General features: G+C 62.2%; 19 protein-coding genes. 12 read left to right on the top strand and 7 right to left on the bottom strand.

Annotated features, from left to right (window positions below):
- Nucleotides 1-30 precede the first annotated feature (30 nt).
- Together ABIE52_RS21160 and ABIE52_RS21155 are read right to left on the bottom strand one after the other, a co-directional pair.
- Nucleotides 31-1,293 carry an amidohydrolase gene (locus ABIE52_RS21160; protein WP_054188675.1) on the bottom strand — a complete coding sequence of 421 codons (1,263 nt, stop codon included), beginning with the start codon at nt 1,291-1,293 and terminating at the stop codon, nt 31-33.
- Nucleotides 1,294-1,306: 13 nt separating this feature from the next.
- Nucleotides 1,307-2,515 carry an MFS transporter gene (locus tag ABIE52_RS21155; protein ID WP_192712852.1) on the bottom strand — a complete coding sequence of 403 codons (1,209 nt, stop codon included), beginning with the start codon at nt 2,513-2,515 and terminating at the stop codon, nt 1,307-1,309.
- Between the two features lie 99 nt (nt 2,516-2,614).
- On the opposite strand from ABIE52_RS21155, the gene ABIE52_RS21150 reads away from it, so the two are divergent.
- Nucleotides 2,615-3,649, top strand: a complete 1,035-nt coding sequence (locus ABIE52_RS21150; protein WP_047272740.1) for an Lrp/AsnC family transcriptional regulator — start codon at nt 2,615-2,617, stop codon at nt 3,647-3,649.
- Nucleotides 3,650-3,652: 3 nt separating this feature from the next.
- Here ABIE52_RS21150 and ABIE52_RS21145 read toward each other — a convergent pair whose 3' ends face one another.
- Nucleotides 3,653-4,366, bottom strand: coding sequence for a TMEM165/GDT1 family protein (locus ABIE52_RS21145; RefSeq protein WP_058227350.1), 714 nt, complete (start codon nt 4,364-4,366; stop codon nt 3,653-3,655).
- A 294-nt stretch (nt 4,367-4,660) separates the two neighbouring features.
- Nucleotides 4,661-5,188: a hypothetical protein gene (locus tag ABIE52_RS21140; protein WP_003944138.1), complete on the bottom strand. Its 528-nt coding sequence runs from the start codon at nt 5,186-5,188 to the stop codon at nt 4,661-4,663.
- Nucleotides 5,189-5,353: 165 nt separating this feature from the next.
- On the opposite strand from ABIE52_RS21140, the gene ABIE52_RS21135 reads away from it, so the two are divergent.
- The 5 genes from ABIE52_RS21135 (at nt 5,354) to ABIE52_RS21115 (ending at nt 9,964) form a co-directional block, all read left to right on the top strand.
- Nucleotides 5,354-6,136 carry a DUF1254 domain-containing protein gene (locus tag ABIE52_RS21135; RefSeq protein ID WP_354541528.1) on the top strand — a complete coding sequence of 261 codons (783 nt, stop codon included), beginning with the start codon at nt 5,354-5,356 and terminating at the stop codon, nt 6,134-6,136.
- 34 nt (nt 6,137-6,170) lie between these two features.
- Entirely contained in the window at nt 6,171-6,704 is a 534-nt protein-coding gene (locus tag ABIE52_RS21130; RefSeq protein ID WP_354541527.1) for a DUF1214 domain-containing protein, read from the top strand.
- A 156-nt stretch (nt 6,705-6,860) separates the two neighbouring features.
- Entirely contained in the window at nt 6,861-7,433 is a 573-nt protein-coding gene (locus tag ABIE52_RS21125) for an HdeD family acid-resistance protein (RefSeq protein WP_003944155.1), read from the top strand.
- Complete coding sequence (locus ABIE52_RS21120; RefSeq protein WP_042920602.1) at nt 7,423-8,571, top strand: AI-2E family transporter; 1,149 nt, start codon at nt 7,423-7,425, stop codon at nt 8,569-8,571. The genes ABIE52_RS21125 and ABIE52_RS21120 overlap by 11 nt, the downstream gene beginning before the upstream one ends.
- Before the next feature lie 43 nt (nt 8,572-8,614).
- Entirely contained in the window at nt 8,615-9,964 is a 1,350-nt protein-coding gene (locus tag ABIE52_RS21115; protein WP_058227349.1) for a YhgE/Pip domain-containing protein, read from the top strand.
- Here ABIE52_RS21115 and ABIE52_RS21110 read toward each other — a convergent pair.
- On the bottom strand, nt 9,961-10,584 hold the full coding sequence (locus tag ABIE52_RS21110; protein ID WP_003944189.1) for a superoxide dismutase: 624 nt from the start codon (nt 10,582-10,584) through the stop codon (nt 9,961-9,963). The two genes, ABIE52_RS21115 and ABIE52_RS21110, sit on opposite strands and share 4 nt — an antisense overlap.
- 260 nt (nt 10,585-10,844) lie before the next feature.
- Here ABIE52_RS21110 and ABIE52_RS21105 point away from each other — a divergent pair, with 260 nt between their 5' ends.
- The 3 genes from ABIE52_RS21105 to ABIE52_RS21095 all read left to right on the top strand — a co-directional run bounded on the left by ABIE52_RS21105 (nt 10,845) and on the right by ABIE52_RS21095 (nt 13,383).
- A complete protein-coding gene (locus tag ABIE52_RS21105; RefSeq protein ID WP_047272742.1) occupies nt 10,845-12,023 on the top strand; it encodes an acyltransferase family protein in 1,179 nt (392 codons plus the stop codon).
- On the top strand, nt 11,962-12,675 hold the full coding sequence (msrA, locus tag ABIE52_RS21100; RefSeq protein ID WP_020905733.1) for a peptide-methionine (S)-S-oxide reductase MsrA: 714 nt from the start codon (nt 11,962-11,964) through the stop codon (nt 12,673-12,675). The genes ABIE52_RS21105 and msrA overlap by 62 nt, the downstream gene beginning before the upstream one ends.
- Before the next feature lie 111 nt (nt 12,676-12,786).
- Complete coding sequence (locus ABIE52_RS21095) at nt 12,787-13,383, top strand: Rv1733c family protein (RefSeq protein ID WP_223304488.1); 597 nt, start codon at nt 12,787-12,789, stop codon at nt 13,381-13,383.
- A 15-nt stretch (nt 13,384-13,398) separates the two neighbouring features.
- Here the strand turns inward: ABIE52_RS21095 and ABIE52_RS21090 are convergent, their stop codons facing one another.
- Together ABIE52_RS21090 and ABIE52_RS21085 are read right to left on the bottom strand one after the other, a co-directional pair.
- Nucleotides 13,399-14,328 carry an LLM class F420-dependent oxidoreductase gene (locus ABIE52_RS21090; RefSeq protein WP_058038067.1) on the bottom strand — a complete coding sequence of 310 codons (930 nt, stop codon included), beginning with the start codon at nt 14,326-14,328 and terminating at the stop codon, nt 13,399-13,401.
- 16 nt (nt 14,329-14,344) lie between these two features.
- A complete protein-coding gene (locus ABIE52_RS21085; RefSeq protein ID WP_192712853.1) occupies nt 14,345-16,126 on the bottom strand; it encodes a hypothetical protein in 1,782 nt (593 codons plus the stop codon).
- Between the two features lie 415 nt (nt 16,127-16,541).
- On the opposite strand from ABIE52_RS21085, the gene ABIE52_RS21080 reads away from it, so the two are divergent.
- From ABIE52_RS21080 to ABIE52_RS21070, 3 genes are read left to right on the top strand one after another with little or no spacing between them, the layout of a single operon-like run.
- On the top strand, nt 16,542-17,519 hold the full coding sequence (locus ABIE52_RS21080; RefSeq protein ID WP_192712854.1) for a DUF4328 domain-containing protein: 978 nt from the start codon (nt 16,542-16,544) through the stop codon (nt 17,517-17,519).
- Complete coding sequence (locus ABIE52_RS21075) at nt 17,516-18,280, top strand: glycerophosphodiester phosphodiesterase (RefSeq protein ID WP_003944175.1); 765 nt, start codon at nt 17,516-17,518, stop codon at nt 18,278-18,280. Before ABIE52_RS21080 ends, ABIE52_RS21075 begins: the two co-directional genes overlap by 4 nt.
- Nucleotides 18,281-18,291: 11 nt before the next feature.
- Complete coding sequence (locus ABIE52_RS21070; RefSeq protein WP_192712855.1) at nt 18,292-19,206, top strand: DUF5926 family protein; 915 nt, start codon at nt 18,292-18,294, stop codon at nt 19,204-19,206.
- Nucleotides 19,207-19,257: the final 51 nt, after the last annotated feature.

Below are 19,257 nucleotides of genomic sequence, written 5' to 3'. Positions count from 1 at the left end.
GTTATCTCCCTGGGTAAGTCTGTGTGAGAATCACGCGCTCCGCGCAAGGGCTCCCAGTGCAGCTGCGGTCATGGCCGTGACACCTTCGGGTAGGGCAGCGGCGGGATCGGGGGCGAAGCGCGGTGAATGATTGGACGGCGTGCCGGGTGGTATCCGTCCCTCAGCGAGCGCGGCAAGGGCGGTTCCGTCGAAACTCTGCAGTGCCGTTCCGCCGAAATGCCAGAACACGGAGGGGCATTGGGCGGCGGTGCCGAAGATTCCGAAGTCCTCGCTACCTGAAAGTGGTTGTGACAGAGTGTGCATTCCCAAGCCGGCCTGTCGCAGGTCGGACATCACTGTGGACGTGGCGTCCGGAGTGTTGACCGTGGCCGGAAAGCCGTTGTACGCATGAACGTCCGGCGTCTCGACGGCGCCGGCTCCGTCCGCTTCTGCGCGGGCTATCCGGCGCACCGATTCGAGCATGTTTTCTCGTGACGTTGCGCTGAAAGTCCTCAGGCTGAGCAGTAGTTCGGCTTCATCGGCGATGATGTTCGCAGCCGTGCCGGCGTGCAAGGCTCCCACCGTGAGCACAGGTGCTGTCGGGGTTGCCGCTTCATGAGCGACCAGACTTTGAATGCGCAGCGCGAAAGACGCTGCCATCAACAAAGGGTCGATGCATGCGTACGGTGAGGACGCGTGTCCACCACGGCCGTGAAAGACCACTCGTATCGTGTCGGATGCTGCCATCAAGATGTCGGGTTTGCTGACCAACATCCCCGCAGGAGTCGGGCCCACGTGCTGTCCCAGGCAGAGGTCCGGTCGTGGGAAGCGGTCGAAGATTCCGTCGTCGACCATCGCACGAGCGCCGGAGCCGGTCTCCTCAGCAGGCTGGAAGACCGCGACAACAGTCCCGGTGATCGATGTCGGATCCGCGGAAAGTGCTGCGCACGTGGCAAGTAGCGCGGTTACGTGGACATCGTGGCCACACGCATGCATGACTCCATCAGTTCTGGAGGCGTAGGACAGCCCGGTGTCTTCTGCCACCGGCAACGCGTCCATGTCGGCGCGTAGCAGAATCACCGGACCGCTGCTCCCTTCGAGAACACCGACGACACCCGTACCGCCGACCCCGACCGTGACGTCCCAGCCGCCGATTCGCCGAAGTTCCTCGGCAACAATTGCGGCGGTGCGAGTTTCGTCGCCGGACAACTCGGGGTGTGCGTGTAGGTCGCGGTAGAGCTCGAACCAGTGCGGCTCGACGGTTCGCAACCGCGACGGGTCTCCGAACTCGAGATTCGAAAGCAGTTGATTCATGGTTGATCTTCTTTCAGTTGGCGGTTTTCAGTTGCACCAGGTTCAGCATCTTTTCTCGGGTTTGTGGTGCTGCCATGACCGCGACGATCGCCACGACGGGCCCGAGTGCGAGCGATACGAACGCCGCTGACCAGGAGAGATGGTCCACGATGAATCCGAATACAAGCGGTGCGACTATTCCGGCGACCATGCCGCCGAAAATGATCATCGACGAGGCGGCCCCGACCACCGAAGAAGGCAGAGCCCGCAGGGGCAGTGCAAAACACGGCATGAAAGCGAAAGAGGCAGCGGCAGATCCGAGGGTGACGAGAACGACGAACAAGGCCGTGTTGGAGACGAAAGGAATCGAAGCGAGCATCACGATGCACGCGAGCATGGACGGCACCACGACGACACGACTGTTGCCAGCCAGCCGATCGGAGATTCGCCCGCCGATGACGGTGGTCACGGCGGCCACCACGGTAGCCGGAATCAGAAGGAGGCTTGCGCTCGAGAGGGCGATTCCACGTTCGTCATGGAGGTAGGACGGAACCCACGACGACATCCCCCAGATCACGAAGTCGTATCCGAAGAACATCAAGGCGAAGAGCCACATCGCGCGGGAGCGAAGTACGGTGCGCATGTTGTCCCAGGAGGAATCCGGACCGTGGTCGTTCTCCGCCGGAAGTGCCGGCGGGAGCCACAACTTGATGCTGACAAGCGAGAGTACGCCGAGCGCCGCGACGGCCAGAAACATTCCACGCCAGCCGATCAACGGGAGAAGTGCTGCCGCAACAACGATGGCAAGAAGCGTACCGACGGCGTTGGAACTGTTCATCCATCCTGTGGCAGTGGCACGTTGCTCCGGGATGCTCCGCTCGGCAACGAGCTTTACTGCAGCTGCCGGAAACACGCCCTGCGCGAGACCGAAGAGAAAGCGAACAACCAGAAGCGTCCCGAACGACCAGGCAAGGGCAGTGAGGCCGGTGAAGACACTCCACGCCACCAACCCGATCAGAGCCATCCGGACTGCGCCGTATCGATCGGCGAGCAGTCCACCAGGCAGTTGGGCCAGCGTGTATGCAATGAAGAACGTGGAGATGATCAATCCACGCTGGGAGTAGTCGAGATCGAACTCCTCACCGAGCAAGGGGAGAGCGAGGTTGATCGCCAGCCGATCTATGTAGTCGATCGCGTACGCGACGAACAGCAACGCGACCGTGACTTTGGTGGAGCGAAGCACTGGGCCTCCAAGTGGTGAACCTGTGAAGTGATTCACACATCTTTGGCAAACAGGCAGGGATCACCGACCAGAATGCAGTAATCCGGCAATACTGTGCCGATGAAGCCGGAATCCGACGCATTTGTCATCGCGGAATCTGATCTGGAGATCATCAATGCACTTCAGCTCAACCCCCGCGCGTCGTGGACGCAGTTGTCGTCAGTGCTCGACATGGATTCGACGACGATCGCCCGCCGGTGGCGTCGCCTCGTCTCGAACGGTCATTCGTGGGTCAACGCGGTCGCAATCGGTCGAACCCACATATTCGGCTATCTCCTGATCAGGACCACACAGGATTCCGTTGCCGACGTGGGGGAGCTGTTACGTCAACTCTCCTGTGCCTATCTGTTGGCCAGGACGGAAGGCGAGTACGAGTACTTCGTCGGAGTCGTGGCCGCCGACCACAAGAGTTTGGACGCTTTGGTGTGTGAGCACCTTGCCGCCGACCCTGGAATTCTGTCGATCAGAAGCCGGGTCGGGGTGAAGGTGTACCGGGACGGGTTCAGCTGGGAGCCGGGCGCTCTGGGGCAAGCGGGTCGGGCTCAGCTGGCAACGGCATCGACAAAGGGCGCTGCGGTGCCGGCAGATCCGACAGAGTTCCGCGAGTCCGACGGTGCCCTGTTGGAGGCGCTCGGCCGTGACGGACGTGCCAGCTACGCGCGCCTCGCCGCGATTTGTGGAACGAACGAGACTGCGATTCGACGGCGCTTGGCCCAACTGACTGCGTCGCAACAGTTGATTTTCCGCTGCGATGTCTCGCAACAGGCTGTCGGTTCACCGTTCGAAGTGATCTTCGATGTCGCTGTGGACGGTTCCACCGACGAACTCGGCAATCTTGTGTCGAGTTGGCCGGAGATCAGATTGTTGGTGGCGACTACCGGAACAGCGAACATGTTGATCAGCGTGTGGCTGAGCAGCCTCGCGCAGAGTCTTGTCGTCGAGGATCGACTCCGCCGAATCGGTAGTGTGCGGATCCTCGATCGACGTGTCTCGCTGTACCCGATGAAGCGGTTCGGGCAGCTACTCGGACCGAGCGGAGTGGCGGAAGGTCATGTCCCGGTCGCAATTTGGGGTGCCGGCGACGTTATTCGTTGAGCGTCAGTCGATCGGCGTCCGATTGTCGTCGACGAGGTGTGTAGCGGAGTCGGTCGCACGGGAGCGCTTCCAGATCATCCGTGCCAGTGCGCCCAGCACGGACACGGCCAGGACAACGCCACCGCCGATGATGCCGGCCGACGAGTCGGGGAAGATGCCCTCGAGCAGCAGCCAGACACCGAAGACGAAGAACAGCACCGCGGCGCCGATCTTGATGAATCCGTCCGGAAGGTGCTTGCCCAGCACCGAGCCGACGATGATGGCGAGAGCGTCGGCCGCCACCATGCCTACCGTCGACCCGATCCAGACGCCGATCCAGTCGTTGTCGGTGGCAAGGGTGATGGTGGCGAGCATGGTCTTGTCGCCGAGTTCTGCCAGGAAGAAGGCCGAGGCGACGGCGATGAAGGCGGATCGCGTGACGCGACCGGCCTTGTTCTGCTCGTCGTCGGTGAGATCGTCACCGCGCAAGGTCCAGAGGCCGAAGATCAGGAAAGCGATACCGCCGACGATGGAAATCGCCGCGGTGGGGAGGGCGACGCCCAGGTAGTGGCCGACGGCGACCGAGACGAGGTGAACAAGGGTGGTGGCGACGGTGATTCCGCCGAGGACGACCCACCAGCGATAGCGCAAGGCAAACGTCATTGCCATCAGTTGCGACTTGTCACCGAGTTCTGCGACAAAAATGACGCCGAAACTCAAAAGTATTGCGGCAAGCAAGATTTACTCCTCCGGTCGGTGTAGGTCGGAGGAAAAATGCGAGCCTCCGGCCTGGGCAGGCGCAGTGGGTGCGCTTGTCCGGCCGAAGGTCTCGCCCACCGAGGCCACAAGACCTTCGGTTCGCCAGGCCGGGTGCTTCGCGATCCGCACCAGGCGGAGCGCGTCGAACCAGTATGTCGACACGGGCGATTGGGGGCTACTCCCCTTCGTTGCTGCCCACGTTAGCGCGCCTGAAACGAATTGGCAAAGCGCACAGCAAGTTTGGGAGTCCGAACTTATCGCTTACCGGGGCCGTCACGAGGCGAGGAGCATGGCCAAAACAGCGGTGTCGGGATCGCTGATCGGATCGATGCCGACACGACTGATCATGGAGACGACTGTGCCGTCCGGCTCAGCCTCGACCCACGCCGCACGATGCTCCAAACCCAGATAGGGAAGGCCTGGCAGCAGTACACACCCCGACGCGCTGCCCTCGCATTCCGGCAGGCTGGGCGTGGTTTCCGACGGTGGGTGCAGCATGATCAGCGCCGGTGGCTGATGGTCGGAGAAACGGCCGGGTGTCAAGGCGAAATCGCCGAGTACCGGACCTTCGGCGACCACCAGACCGACGGTGCCCGGCTGCGGATCTTCGGGAACGTCTTCACGGACCCCGAAGACCGTCGTGGTCGGCAACAAACCTGGCATCGAGGCCACGCGGACGGCCAATGCGAGAAGCTGCGCCCACTCCTGGGTGGTGTCCGGCCAACGACCGGAAATGACGAACCCCTGCAAAGACCCAGCGGCTTGGAACGGAGAAATGCCTATTGCTTCGTTTCTGTTCATTTCTGTTCCTCCCTCGGTGCTGGGGCAAATCTCGGGCAGACGCGCATGCGTCGGTCCGGCACACCTCGTTGGGTAATCGAAATATGCACCCATTCGGTACTGGCACACAAGAGAGGGAGAGTGCCAGCCAGGTTTGCGCTGGTGAGGGCGGTGGTATGCGCAGACATGACTCTGTCGAAGAACCGTTCTCGGCTGGAAGACCTGGCAACGCAGGCGTGGATCTTCGGATATCCCCTGTTGATTGCTGCGGTATCGCGGGATGTCATGACGGCGGTGCCTTCGCCGGTGGCGATGAAAGCCCCGCTCAACCAGTTCGCATACGCGCGTACGACGCCGGATGCGACCTTCACCGATGTCGTCTCACCCAACGCGGACACTCTCTACTCGTCGGGGTGGCTGGACGTCTCGACGGAACCGCAGGTGCTCTCACTGCCGGACTTCGGCACGCGGTACTGGCTGGTCCCCATCCTCGACGCGTGGAGCGACGTGTTCACGGTTCCGGGATCTCGGACAGTCGGGCGGACCGGGGGACCGTACCTGGTGGCCGGGCCGAATTGGAAAGGCAACGTGCCCAAGGGTTTGACGCTGCTGCGGTCTCCGACAGCGATGAACTGGATAGTCGCCCGCTACGCGACGTCGGGGGGAACAGACCTGGCAGAAGTGCACAGCCTGCAGGACCGGACGCGACTCACTCCTCTGTCGGAGTGGACGGGTGACCCGCAGGACTACACGCCTGGTGAAATGCCGGTGAACCCTGCCGTCGACACGCGGACGCCGCCGGTGGACCAGGTGGCCCGCCATGGACGGCGAGGCATTCTTCACCAGACTCGACGCACTTCTCGACGACAATCCTCCGCGTCCGGAGGACACCGAGATGATGAAACAACTGTCCGACATAGGAATCGGCTCCTCCTTGCCCTGGAGGTCGCGTCCGCAGGAGGTACGTGATGCCCTCGATAGAGCTGCGCGAACCGGTATGGACATGCTGAGCGAGATCGCCGAAGAGGCCGAGGGCAGTCCGAAGAACGGCTGGACGATGCACCGCGGCTTGGGGCACTACGGAACCCATTACGCTCAGCGGGCTCTGATCGTCTGGCTCGGTTTCGGGGCCAATCTCGATGCTGATGCCGTGTACCCGCATGCCACGACGGACGTCGACGGGAAGCCGCTGACCGGGGCGAAGAAGTACGTCCTGCACTTCGAGAAGGACGAGCTGCCACCGGTCGAGGGCTTCTGGTCGCTCACGATGATGAACGAGCGGCAGTTCTTCGTGGACAACCCGATCGACCGATACGCGATTGGCGATCGAAGCGATCTGGTGTTTGCCGACGACGGTTCCCTCGACATCTATCTTCAGCACGAATCCCCTGGTGGTGAGAAGGAGCGGAACTGGCTGCCGGCTCCGTCCGGCGACTTCAACGTCTTTCTGCGCCTGTACTGGCCGAAGGCTGCAGTGCTGTCGGGATCGTGGACTGCGCCCGGTATTCGAGAAGCAAGTATTCGAGAAGCAGGCTGAAAGTCCCCTCGCTTCGTACCCGAAGAGCACAACTCGGTATCAGCCGCGCGTTTCGATGGGCGGAAAGGTCACAAGAGTCATACGATCTGTCGGTACTGCCCTGTTTGAAGAGCTGTTGAATCGGTCAGAGACACCCGCTTGTTTCGGAGGCTACTGATGGTCACGCAGAATCCGTTCGTGCAGTACGGCAAAGAGATCTGGTGGATGATCCTGATCCGCGGAATCTTCGGCGTGATCTTCGGAATAATCGCGCTCGTGTGGCCGGGAATTACCGTGGTGGCCTTGGTTTTCCTGTTCGGTATCTACTCCATCGCCGACGGTTTGATCACGATAGTTCGCGCCATCCGGGACCGCGAGCATCTGAGCTCGTGGGGTTGGTGGGTGTTCACGGGCGTCGTCTCGGTCGGAGCCGGCATCGTCGCGCTGGTCTGGCCGGGCATCACTGCGCTGGTGCTGCTGTACATAATTGCCTTCTACGCCATCATGTTCGGAATCTTCGGAATTGTCGGCGCCTTCAAGATGAAGGCGCTGCCCGGATCCAGTTGGGGATGGTTGCTCGCCGCATCGGTGCTTGCTGTCATCTTCGGCATCATTCTTCTCATCGCGCCCGGCGAAGGCATCATCAGCCTCATCTGGTTGTTGGGTTGGTACGCAATCCTGTTCGGCCTCTTCATGATCGTGGGAGCATTCCAGATCAGGAGCCGGGCAAAGGAAGCCGGTGTTCTCTAAGAAGGGAAAGCCGGCCGTCGAGGCTCCCACTCCGATCCCCACGCTGTCCGGTAGTGAGAACTGGTCGATCCCGCGCGGTTTGATCGTCCTGCTCGGTATTGCCGCCACCGTGGTCGCCGTCGGCGGAATGAAGGTGTTCGGCGGCATCCTCGGACCGGTATTCCTGGCCCTGGTGCTGACGATTGCCGTTCAGCCCATTCAGGATTGGTCACAGCGCCGAGGGTGGCCCAAGTGGGTCGGGATGCTCGGCTCACTGGTCACCGTGTACTTGATCCTGCTCGGGTTGGCGGCGTCGTTGATCGTGTCGACGGCTCAGTTGGCGACGATCCTGCCGCAGTACTCCGAGGAGATGACCAACCTCCTCAACGAGGGCCGCGACAAGTTGGCCGACTTCGGAGTGAGCACCGAACAGATCCAAAGCACGCTCAGCAGTGTCGATCTCACGAAGGTTGTGGGCGTACTCGAAAGCGGGCTGGAGGGCCTGCTCGGCATCCTGTCGGATCTGGTGTTCATTCTCGCGTTGTTGTTGTTCATGGCCTTCGACGGCATGAGCATCCGCTCGCGGTTGCATGTGTTGTCCGAGCAACGTCCCGAAATCTCCTACGCGCTCTCCACCTTTGCCGCCGGAACTCGCAAATACCTGGTGGTCTCGACGGTCTTCGGTCTCATCGTGGCGGTACTCGACGGTGGCGCGCTGTGGCTCATGGGTATTCAGCTGCCCGTCCTGTGGGCGTTGCTGTCCTTCATCACCAACTACATCCCCAACATCGGGTTCGTCATCGGCGTGATTCCACCGGCGCTCCTGGGACTGTTGCAGGGCGGGCCGTGGCTGATGCTGTGGGTGATCGTCGTCTACTCCGTCATCAACTTCGTGATCCAGTCCATCATCCAACCCAAGTTCGTCGGCGACGCCGTCGGACTGTCGGTGACGATGACGTTCCTCTCACTTGTCTTCTGGTCGTGGGTTCTCGGGGCGCTCGGAGCGCTGCTGGCGATCCCGCTCTCGTTGTTGGTGAAGGCCGTCCTGCTCGACATCGACCCAGCCACGCGCTGGGCCGACATCCTGATCAGTGGGCCTCGGGACATGCCGAAGGAGGAACCCGAGGAGTCTGAGAAGCCGGCCACGCCCGCAGACTAGGGCTCTCAGTGTTTCTACAAGTTGTTGCTTTATCGTCTCGCCCATGAGCGCCGAGAACACCACAGAAAACTCCCATCGCCGGCCGTCACGACTCGGTCGACGGCTGGCAGTCGGTGGTGTGGCCGCGATCGTCGCGGCTGCGGTGGCGGGGATCGGGTTCGTGATCTTCGCGGGCGGTGCCGACACCTCGAACACCGTCGCGATCGTGAACGCCGACGCGGGAACCACGCTCGACGGCAAGGAACTTCGGGCCGGCGACACGCTGGTGGACACGTTGGGCAAGAACGAAGACTTCGACTTCCAGGTGGTCGACAACCCCGGCGGGAACTACTTCGCGACGTTGACCGTGCCGGAGGACTTCAGCGAAACCGTCGCGTCGATGTTCGGCATGGATCCACGGCAGGCGAGCGTCGACCTCGAGGTGAAGGGCTCGGATTCGGAGAAGTCGGCCGAGTTGACTCGGGCCGTGTCGGCGCAGGTCGGCGCGGACGGCATCAAGGGCCTGCTGGCTCAGACGTCGGCCGCCAGACGCTCGATCGATCAAAACCTCACCACCGCACAGATTCTGGTCGCCGGAACCAACGAGGCCGGAAAGTCCATCGATCAGGTGAAAGCAGGCGCAGGCACTCTGCTGCCGTACCTCGAGACCGCACGGTCCGGGGCGTTGGAGCTGATGAGCGTCGCGGATCAGGTGTCCGGTGTTGTCGATCAGGCGTCGGGGTCGGCGGAAGAGCTGGCCACGCGCGCGGACTCACTGGGCCTGACGCTTGGGGAGGCGTCGTCCTCGACCGCGGAACTGAAGACACGAATCGACGCGCTGCAGACTGCGCTGAACGGCCTTCCTATCCCGCCTGACGTGACAGCGCAACTGGCCGGTGTGAGTTCGGATCTCGGTGCGCTGAATGCGCAATTGGGCACCGTTCCGGCGCTGTTGGGTGGCTCGGTCGGGCCCGATACGGAGCTCGGTGATCTAGTCCGCACCGCTGTCGGGCAGCTGCAAGGCGCGAGCGATCAACTGAGCAGTGCTGCCGGACAATTGAACGACGGCCTCATTCCCATCGCTGATCAGGCGCCGCAGATGCTCGGTGACGTGACCGATCAGATCACCCAGGGATTCACGACGCTGCAAGGAATCGCCAAGTCACTGGTCACGGGCCTCGACGGCGCAAAATCCGGTATTCCCGCGATGACCACCCCGCAGCAGGTTCAGCTGACCTCGGTGCTGTCGGATCCGGTGGCCGTGAATCAGACCACCGCGAGCAGCGGTGACTCCGGAACTCGCACACTGGCATTGGTCTTCGGAGCCACGACGGTCCTGCTCGGTGGTGTTCTGCTGACACGAACGGCGGCGCCCCTGGTGAGGCGCCGCCGTTCGCAAGAAGAGCGTGACTAGACGATCAGACCTGCGGTCTGGGTACGTGCACGGTCGAAGCGAGCCGAAACGTCGTTCCAGTTGACGATGTTCCAGAATGCCTTGACGTAGTCGCCCTTGACGTTCTGGTAGTCGAGGTAGAAAGCGTGCTCCCACATGTCGAGGAGCAGCAGCGGCGTGAGGCCGATGGAGATGTTGCCCTGCTGATCGTAGAGCTGGACGATGATCAGACGCTGTCCGATCGAGTCCCACGCGAGGATGGACCAGCCGGAGCCCTGGATGGCGTTGGCGTTCGCGGAGAAGTGAGCGCGGAAGAGATCGAACGAACCGAAGTTGTCGTCGATCGCTGCGGCGAGTTCACCTTCGGGCTTGTCGCCACCGTCAGCGCTGAGGTTGTTCCAGAAAACAGTGTGGTTGGTGTGGCCACCGAGGTGGAACGCCAGGTTCTTCTCGAGCAGGTTGGCCTGCGCTGCGATGGTGTCGTTCTCACGAGCCTCGGCCAGCTTCTCGAGTGCAGCGTTGGCACCGGCAACGTAAGCCGCGTGGTGCTTGTCGTGATGCAGCTCCATGATCTTGCCCGAGATGTGCGGCTCGAGGGCTGCGTAGTCGTAGGGGAGTTCCGGCAGCGTGTAAACAGACACGAGGGTCCCTTCTTTGCGGGCTGGTGAGCCCTGGTGCTTTAGAGTGCGTCGATCACCGGTCACGGCGCGACGTCACTCGCGTATGTGCAAATCATTCTTCGGGTTTCCACCCAATAACATTCGTACACCGTCCGCAACAGTCCGGCTCAGGTAGTAATCACCAAAGAATAAAGTTTGGGAAACCGAACTTGCCCCGATCTAAGGGTAAGCTAATATGCGCAAATTCGTCGTAAAGGTGAACGGAACCTTAAACTTGCGCGATGCCCGCACCAGTTTTCCTCCCGGAATCACCAGAGGCGGCCGCGCCTCGGGTGAATCTTCCGGGCGCTGACCTGCTGCGAGCCCTGGCGGTTGCCGCCGTGATCTACTCCCACATCTCTTTCTACGTCATCGACGATCTCGGCTCGGGTTGGTGGGTGATCGACGTCGTCTACGGCGTTTTGATCGAGCCTGCCGAACTCAACCAGCACCTCTCTTTTGTCGGCGTCGCAGTATTCATGATGCTTACCGGTGCTCTGGTGACGCGATCCGCGATTCGCGACGGCCCCGGAAAGTTCTTGACCAACCGATTCAGTCGACTGCTGCCCGCATTCTGGGTGGCGACCGCGATTGCCATTCTTCTGGTCCGCCTCGGAATCAACGGAATGTTCAGCGGTCAGGAAGGTATTTCCGATACCGAAGCGTTGATGAGCTTTTTTCTCGGCGGATTCTTTCTCAAGCCCGAGGTAGCAGTTCTGGGAGTGACCTGGACACTCACCGTTCAATTCCTCTTTTATCTCGCATGTGTAGCGGCTCGCCCGATACTGCGGCTGCGACCGATCGTCATGCCGCTCGCCGGTGGTGCGCTGTGCTCGCTGGTGCTGCTCTACAACGTCTACGCGCCGCTGCCGTACACCGTGCCGATGCTGTCCAAGATCGCCGCGACGCTGCCGGCCGTCTTCCTCGGCCAGATCATGTACCTCGCGTGGGCGAAGCTCGCTCCCGGCCGCTGGCTGATCGCGGCCGTCCTCGTCCAGATGCACGTCATCATCGTGGCGACCCAGTTCCGCGTCTACTGGGCCGGTGAGCACTATCTGTGGACCATTTCGGTAGTCGCCGCAGCGGTAGTTCTCATCGGCCGCTACGACGGCGTCCCGACGCGCTGGCCGGTCGTGAAGTGGCTCTCGACGCGTAGTTACGTCATCTATCTCGTGCACACCCTGATCCTGTACCGCGTCGTCGAGAACACTGTTTTGTACGTCGGACCGACGCTGGCGTTTGCGCTCTTCCTTCTGGCCACGGCCGCGGTAGCAGAAATCGGCTACCGGTGGGTGGAGTTGCCCGGCGCCCGGGCGATCACGGCGTGGCGAAACAGTCGCTCGCGCGTAGCATCGAAGCATGAGCTGGTACGACGACATTCTGGGACGAGCGTCCGCAAAATCCACGCTGATCGCGCCTGAGGACGCACTCCCGGGCCGAGAGCAGAAAATGCCGGTTCCGACCGCGCACTACGTCAACGGGCATCCGTTGACGCCGCCGTTTCCGGCCGAACTGCAGACCGTCGTCGTAGGAATGGGTTGTTTCTGGGGCGCCGAGAAGGAGTTCTGGCAGCTTCCCGGCGTGTACACGACCGCTGCGGGTTATGCGGGCGGCTTCACGCCCAACCCGACGTACGAAGAGACGTGCTCCGGACGTACGGGTCACACCGAAGTCGTGCTGGTGGTCTTCGATCCCGCAGTGATCTCCTACGAGCAGATCCTGGCGCACTTCTGGGAGAACCACGATCCGACGCAGGGGATGCGTCAGGGTAACGACCAGGGCTCGCAGTACCGTTCGGCGATCTTCACGACGTCCGCGGAGCAGGAAGAAATCGCTCATGCGTCGGCCGTCGCTTTCGGTGAACGGCTTGCCGAAGCCGGATATGGAGCGATCACCACCGAAATCGGCCCGCTGCGCGACTTCTTCTACGCGGAGGATTACCACCAGCAGTATCTGGCGAAGAATCCCGGCGGTTACTGCCCGGTGCATGCCACGGGCGTCAGTTGCCCGGTCGGATTGCTCCGTCAGGATCAGGTTCCGGCGCAGACGGACATCCTTCCGCCGAGCGAATAACTGGACAGGTGTTGGAGGACACATGTGATTCAGCTCGTTAACACTTGCAACTAGATCGAAACAAAGGGAATCTCGATGTAAGAGTGTGTCGTCGAGAGAACTGAGCTCACAATGTCAGGTAGTACGCGAGGAACTGCGTCGCTGCTCCGACGCACCATTCATGTAGGCCACGATCCGATGGTTCGCCGCAGTGATCGGATCGAAGGGTTCATGTCCTTCGGTCTGATCATTTTCGCGATTCTTCTGCTGCCTCTCGCGGTATGGGCAGGGGCTGCGACTGCTTCGAGCCAGAACGCACTGATCGCCAAACAATCCGCCGAATTACACAGCATTTCGGCGACGACGACTGCAGATTCGACGCAGACCACCGCCTCGACAGCCGATTACATTGCGCCGACCACCGAAATGGCCAGCGCGCAGTGGAACTGGAACGGCCAGGTTCATACGGGTGATGTCACTGTCGACTCGGCGACGCCCGCCGGCACCGAGGTCCCCATCTACGTCAATGATCAGGGCGACAAGACCGTAGCTCCGATCACTCAGAGCGCTGCCGACGTCGCAGCCGTGGTGACCGGCGTTTTCACCTGGTTCAGCGTGATGTCGCTGCTGGTCATCGCTTTCATGCTGGTGCGCGTCTTTCTCGACCGTTCCCGCTCGGCCCAGTGGGACCGAGACCTACGCGCGTTCCTCGACGCGAACGCGCTGTAGATCCCGGCCCATTCTTTACTGCAGTTGGGGCATGACCTCGCTTGCGACGAGTTCGAGATGATCCAGATCGGCGAGATCGAGAGTCTGCAGATACACGCGCTGTGAACCGGCCTCGGCGAAAGTGCCGATCTTGTCGACCAGCTCCGAAGGTGTTCCGGCCAGACCGTTCTCACGTAGCTCGTCGACGTCGCGTCCGATAGCCTCGGCGCGCTTCTTGATCTCCGCCTCGTCGCGGCCGCAGCACAGGACGAGAGCGTTGGAGTACACCAATTCGTTCGGATCGCGCTCGTGCTCGACGCAAGCCTGACGAACCCGCGCAAAGATGTCCTTCGTTTCCTCGAGGGACTTGAACGGGATGTTGAACTCGTTTGCGAACCGAGCGGCGAGCGCCGGAGTCTTCTTCTTGCCCGTGCCACCGATCAGGATCGGCGGACCGTCGACCTGGTGCGGTTTGGGAAGCGCGGGAGAGTTCTTGATCTGCACGTGCTTACCGTCGTAGTCGAACGTGTCGCCGACCGTCGTACGCCACAGACCGGTCACGACGTCGAGAGTTTCCTCGAGCAATTCGAAGCGATCCTTGAGCGCCGGAAACGGGATGCCGTACGCCTGGTGCTCTTCCTCGTACCAGCCGGCGCCGATGCCGAGGTCTACGCGGCCACCACTCATCTGATCGACCTGTGCGACCGAGATGGCCAGCGGTCCGGCGTGACGGAACGTAGCCGACGTCACCAGAGTGCCGAGGCGGATGGTGGACGTTTCGCGGGCGATTCCGGCGAGCGTGATCCATGCGTCGGTGGGCCCGGGAAGGCCGTCGGAATTCATGGCGAGATAGTGGTCCGAGCGGAAAAATGCGCCGTAGCCGAGTTTTTCGGCGGTCTGGGCAACAGTCAGTAGTTGTTCGTAGGTAGCGCCCTGCTGGGGTTCGGTGAATATACGCAGCTCCATGACTTCCACTCTGCCACTATTTTGCGGAGGTCGGGACGACGGCACCGACTTGTCCGGCGCCGAAACACAGCGTAAGTCCCGGCGTTGTCGGCGTGATCTTCACACTGTTTCCGTGGCCGACCAGGCGCACGAATGCCGAGTGCAAACTCTGCGTCACGGGTACCGATACTGCGTCACCGGACTCCAACGCAACATCGATCGTTCCGTCGGCGCTGGCGAGGTAATTGAGCTGAACCGTCCATTCCCAGCCGGCCAGGGGGCCGTCGAGGGGGAGCTCGGTCGGGCCTTCGGCACGGGTGCCGCAGTTCGGCGCCGTTCCTTCGGGAATCCTTCTCGTCCAGGTCACTTCGGCATCGACGATCTGACCGCTGTCGTCGATGGTGCGCAGAATCGGAGTGCTGGAAGAGAATTCGGGGCGATCAGGCAGCGGCGCGAGAACGTTGCTTGCCAAATTGTTCGGAAAGGCGACGGGAAGGAGCACTTCGATCGCGACGGGTTGCTCGAGCAGTGGAGCATCCTGATTCTGTGACAACGACATTCGCGCGTTCGCGAGGTAGTCGCGGGTCGGGTTCTCGCGCCAGATGTCGACGAACGTGACGGTCGAGACGAGCGAACTGATCACGAAGAGCACTGACAGGCCGGCGGCGACTGCGACGGGTATACGGGCCGGACGTCGCCGAGGCGCAGCGAGAATCAAAGCGGCGGCGAGGGCGAACACCGTCGCCGAATCCGTGAAGTAACGCAAGGTCTGCGCCAACTCGTACGTGGTGTCGGCGTCGGATCGGGTAGCGGTCATCGCCACCACTGAGGCCAGGAAGTACAGCGCCGCGGCGACCCAGATCCAGGCAGCGCCGCGTCGGGCACGCACTGTCATCACGGCCGTCGTCAGCAGCGCGGCCCAGGCTGCGACCACCAAAAGCGTCGGCGGATCGGCCCAGGCGGGGCTGGGGATCCACCGCTCCCAGCGCCAGGGGCCGCCGAGAAGAGTGGGAAGCATCCCCAAAGACGTTCCGTGATGCAGCAGTTCGGTGGACATCGAACGGCCGTATCCGGTGATCGGAGATTCGACAGTTGTCAGATACACCGGAATCCAGAACGCGAGCACGGCGGCAGAGGCCGTCCACAGGAGTCGGCACTTCGTGACCGCACTTCGTATCGGCGTTCCTTCACCTTGTGTGCGCAAGTACAGCACCAGAAAAGCGAGTGCGACGAACGGAACGAGCACTGCTTTCTCGAAGAACAGCAAGGAGACGACAAAAACCGCGGTGCCCGAGAACACGTAGCGCACCTGCCCGGTGCGGTACAGCTTGATCGCGTCGCCGCATGCCCAGGCCAGCGCGATCTGGAGCGGCAATGCATTGAGCGCGGCTGCCCACCACGAGAACGCCGGAAGTGTCAGCGGGACGAACAGATACAGGATCAACGGAATCAACAGTGCCGGTCGCCGGCCGAGGACCAACCGAAGAGTGCGCAGAAGCGCCAACGACGCGGCGGCCTGACCGACGACGAGCAGTGCCGCCGACAGCGCCCAGTTGTACGGCGCGAAACGGGCGATCAACCCGGTGAAGAAGAAGGCCGCGGGCATGAAGTGACCGTCGTGGTCGTAGAGCAGGAGTTCGCTCGAGAAGAGTGGGAAGCGTCCTCCACGGCCCATCAGGATGAGGTCGTCCCAGTAGAAGTAATTGCTCGCGGCAACCCAGATGCGAATGACGAGCTGACATCCGATCAACACGAACGCGAGCTGCGTGACCCGTCTCGGGGTGAACGTCAGAGTTGGCTCGGGCTGTGGAGAAGTCATCGACGGTCATGCTTCCAGGTGTGTCAAAAACCGACTTCTCATAAAAAGGGGATATCGGTCTTTTCTGTCTTTTCGGGAGCAATTTCTGAATGGATTGTGAACTTTGCCGGGATAAATGACGTCGACGCCCGAAAGTTCACTGACCTGCGGTGTCAAATTCATCCTCGAGCCTGTGCATCGTTCGCTAACACCTGTCAGCAAATTCTCAGGGTCTTGCCCGTGACCTGTGGATAAAGCCCGATTCATTCATCCAGAACTGTGGATGAACCTGTGGAAACTGTGGATAACTCGAGTTTTTAAGTGGCGGAGGTCACATTATTCGAACAATGCAGGTGAACGCGGTGGAGGTTCGATCACAAATCGGGAGTGAATCCATTTGCTGCCGTTACCGATACGGCGTGACAGAATCGAAGTTGTGAGTGTCGTTCAGGTCTGCGCCCGGTGCGCCGCACGCTGGCCTGTCGTCGGCGGCCCGACGCAGTGGTGCCCGCGCTGCAGCGGCGTCCTGCTGATCCCCACCCGCACCGAGATCTACCAACCGCCCAACCGCCGTGGCTTCCGCTGGATCGCGCGCTCCCCGTCCGACCCCCGCGGCGTGGGGGACGCACCAGTGCGTCGTAGCTTCTCCACTCCGCGCTACGACGCTGTCCCGCAGTGGGGACTCCAGGACGTCGTCGACAACTCACCGGTGCCGCCCTCGCGAGCGGACCGGATGGCCGACCGAGTCGGGCCGTTGCTGACGCTCGCAACGATCCTCTACGGACTGGCAGTGTTCGCCGAACTGGGCAGATACGCGATCCTGGTCCGCAACCGCACCAGGCTGATCCCGCAGTCGCTGCTCACGGTCTCCGACGCCGCCGTGTACTTCACTCAGTTGGGTGGACTGCTGATCTCGGTCTTCGCGGCAATCGCCGCTGTGTGCTGGCTGCTTCGTCGGCGTCGTGAACACTTCGCAGGTGCCCGGGAATCCGATCCACGCACAGCGTCGGAAGTTGTCGTCGGCTGCGCTGTGCCGATCCTCAACCTGGTGATGCCGGCCGTTTATCTCTTCGAGTTGGTCCGCCGCGATCCGCGCGGAACCCTGCTGGTCAAGATCTGGTGGGGCTTCTGGGGATTCAGCGCTCTGCTGCTGGTGGTCAACGCGTACTGGCGATCACGCCCGGGGATTCAGGCAATGGCCGACGGGGTTCTGCTGAACGCTTTCATCGCACTGATCGCTGCCGTCACCGCGGCGTTGACACTCGTCGTGATCCGCCGGATCGAGCGCAAGAGCTGGCGCGGTGAACCGGAATCGGAAACCCGGTGGGTGCCAGTGCCGCGCTCGGTGCTGGAAGAAAAGACGGTGCTGGAAGAGAAGACGGTGCTGGACGAGAAGGAGACCGCTGCCCTGTGAGCCCAGATCGTCGAGGTCCACTCGTCGTTGCGCACCGAGGTGCGTCGGCTGCGCGGCCGGAGCACACCCTCGCCGCCTACGAACTGGCCCTCGAGGAGGGTGCCGACGGGCTCGAATGCGACGTCCGGCTCACCCGCGACGGACACCTGGTCTGCGTTCACGACCGCAAGGTCGACCGCACCTCCAGCGGCACGGGGATCGTCAGCGAGATGACGCTCGATTCGCTGAACGCTCTGGACTACGGGTCGACGAGCGAACCGGCCGAACTGCTGACTCTCTCCGACCTCATCACCCTCGCTCTGGATTTTGCGCGCCCGGTGAAGCTGTTCATCGAGACCAAGCACCCCGTGAGGTTCGGCGGATTGGTCGAAGCCAAACTCCTGGCGGAACTGCACCGCTTCGGGATCGCGTCACCGCCGTCGGCCGATCACTCGCGCGCTGTCGTCATGTCTTTCTCGGCGAGTGCGGTCTGGCGAGTGCGTCGTTCGGCGCCGCTGCTGCCGACGGTCCTGCTCGGTGACGCGTCGCGGTACCTCGGCGGCGGTGCGTCGACGGCTGTGGGCGCTACGGCGATCGGGCCGTCGATCAAGGCGCTGCGCGAACATCCCGATCTGGTCGATCGGGCCGCCGCTGCGGGTCGCGCGACGTACTGCTGGACCGTCGACGACAAGGCGGATGTGGACCTGTGTCGTGAGCTCGGGGTCAGTTGGGTTGCCACCAACCATCCCGGGCGCACGAAGCAATGGCTGGGCAGCGTGTAGATTTTGCCCTCGTGGCCAAGAAGAGCAAAAGAAACAGTGGACCGAAGCAGGGCAGCGCACGCGCAGAGAAGCTGGCGGCACGCCAAGCAGAGCGTGAAGCCGCTGCCGGCGTAGTCAGCCGCCCGTTCGAGGGCCTTGCCGCCGAGTGCGATCTGGTCGCGCTGCGCGAATTCGTTCCGTCCGCCACGGCTCCGTTGCCGGTCATCGGCTCCGACCGTCCCGTCACGTTGGCAACGGTCCTCCCCGGCGCTGTTGCCGCACTCGTCCGCGACGAGGGCGAGACGGCCACAGGATTTGTCGGTGTCCAGGTTCAGGCGCACTCGGCCGACCTCGGCGCAGACCTCGCCGCTTCGGTGAACTGGATCAAGCACGCGGCCCCCGGCGACGCGCTTTCTGCCGCGAACCCCGATTCCGAGACCCCCGCAGTCACCGCTGTCGTCGATCCCTCGGCACTGCTCGACATCACCGTGCACCAGAACTTCAACTGGTGGATCCCCGAGGGCGTCGAAACCGATCCCGAGGTTGCCGCCACCGTGCAGCACGCCAACTCGGCGATCATGCCCTCTGCACGCCTCGAAGGCGACGGCCTCGTTGCCGCGTGGTGGGTCGACGCCGGCGAGAAGGCGCACCTGCGTTGGGTTCGTCCCGAGAGCGAAGACGACCTGATGCTCGCGCTGGCGCGCGTGCACGCGACCGGTGGACTGCATCTGGGTGAGGGCTCGCGCTACGCAGGCTCGTTCCGCACCCACGGCCTGTTGGTTCCCGTCTTCGACCTCGACCGCGAAAAGCATGCAAACGAGTGGGTAGCGGCAACCGTCGAGCTCGGTGAGCGTCTTGCCGAGGCTCTGGCCGTCGATGCTCCGCTGACCTCGGCCGAGCTTCGCTCGCGCGACGGACTTCGTGGTCGTCAGGTCACGCTGCGCTGATTTTTTCGCCCGAACTATAGGCGTTACGCGAAGTTACGGTTAATGTTGGTG

Source organism: Rhodococcus sp. OAS809 (genome assembly GCF_040546695.1).
Classification (GTDB): domain Bacteria; phylum Actinomycetota; class Actinomycetes; order Mycobacteriales; family Mycobacteriaceae; genus Rhodococcus_F; species Rhodococcus_F qingshengii.
Note: the sequence above shows the minus strand (reverse complement) of the source record. Positions and strands in the feature narration are given on the sequence as shown.

What these genes read in the sequence shown, in the direction of transcription:
- ABIE52_RS21140 (WP_003944138.1), bottom strand. Translation starts at nt 5,188, where the DNA reads ATGAACAGAAACGAAGCAATAGGCATTTCTCCGTTCCAAGCCGCTGGG.
- ABIE52_RS21135 (WP_354541528.1), top strand. Translation starts at nt 5,354, where the DNA reads ATGACTCTGTCGAAGAACCGTTCTCGGCTGGAAGACCTGGCAACGCAG.
- ABIE52_RS21125 (WP_003944155.1), top strand. Translation starts at nt 6,861, where the DNA reads ATGGTCACGCAGAATCCGTTCGTGCAGTACGGCAAAGAGATCTGGTGG.
- ABIE52_RS21115 (WP_058227349.1), top strand. Translation starts at nt 8,615, where the DNA reads ATGAGCGCCGAGAACACCACAGAAAACTCCCATCGCCGGCCGTCACGA.
- ABIE52_RS21160 (WP_054188675.1), bottom strand. Translation starts at nt 1,293, where the DNA reads ATGAATCAACTGCTTTCGAATCTCGAGTTCGGAGACCCGTCGCGGTTG.
- ABIE52_RS21095 (WP_223304488.1), top strand. Translation starts at nt 12,787, where the DNA reads ATGTCAGGTAGTACGCGAGGAACTGCGTCGCTGCTCCGACGCACCATT.
- ABIE52_RS21130 (WP_354541527.1), top strand. Translation starts at nt 6,171, where the DNA reads ATGCTGAGCGAGATCGCCGAAGAGGCCGAGGGCAGTCCGAAGAACGGC.
- ABIE52_RS21105 (WP_047272742.1), top strand. Translation starts at nt 10,845, where the DNA reads ATGCCCGCACCAGTTTTCCTCCCGGAATCACCAGAGGCGGCCGCGCCT.
- ABIE52_RS21085 (WP_192712853.1), bottom strand. Translation starts at nt 16,126, where the DNA reads ATGACTTCTCCACAGCCCGAGCCAACTCTGACGTTCACCCCGAGACGG.
- ABIE52_RS21090 (WP_058038067.1), bottom strand. Translation starts at nt 14,328, where the DNA reads ATGGAGCTGCGTATATTCACCGAACCCCAGCAGGGCGCTACCTACGAA.
- ABIE52_RS21150 (WP_047272740.1), top strand. Translation starts at nt 2,615, where the DNA reads ATGAAGCCGGAATCCGACGCATTTGTCATCGCGGAATCTGATCTGGAG.
- msrA (WP_020905733.1), top strand. Translation starts at nt 11,962, where the DNA reads ATGAGCTGGTACGACGACATTCTGGGACGAGCGTCCGCAAAATCCACG.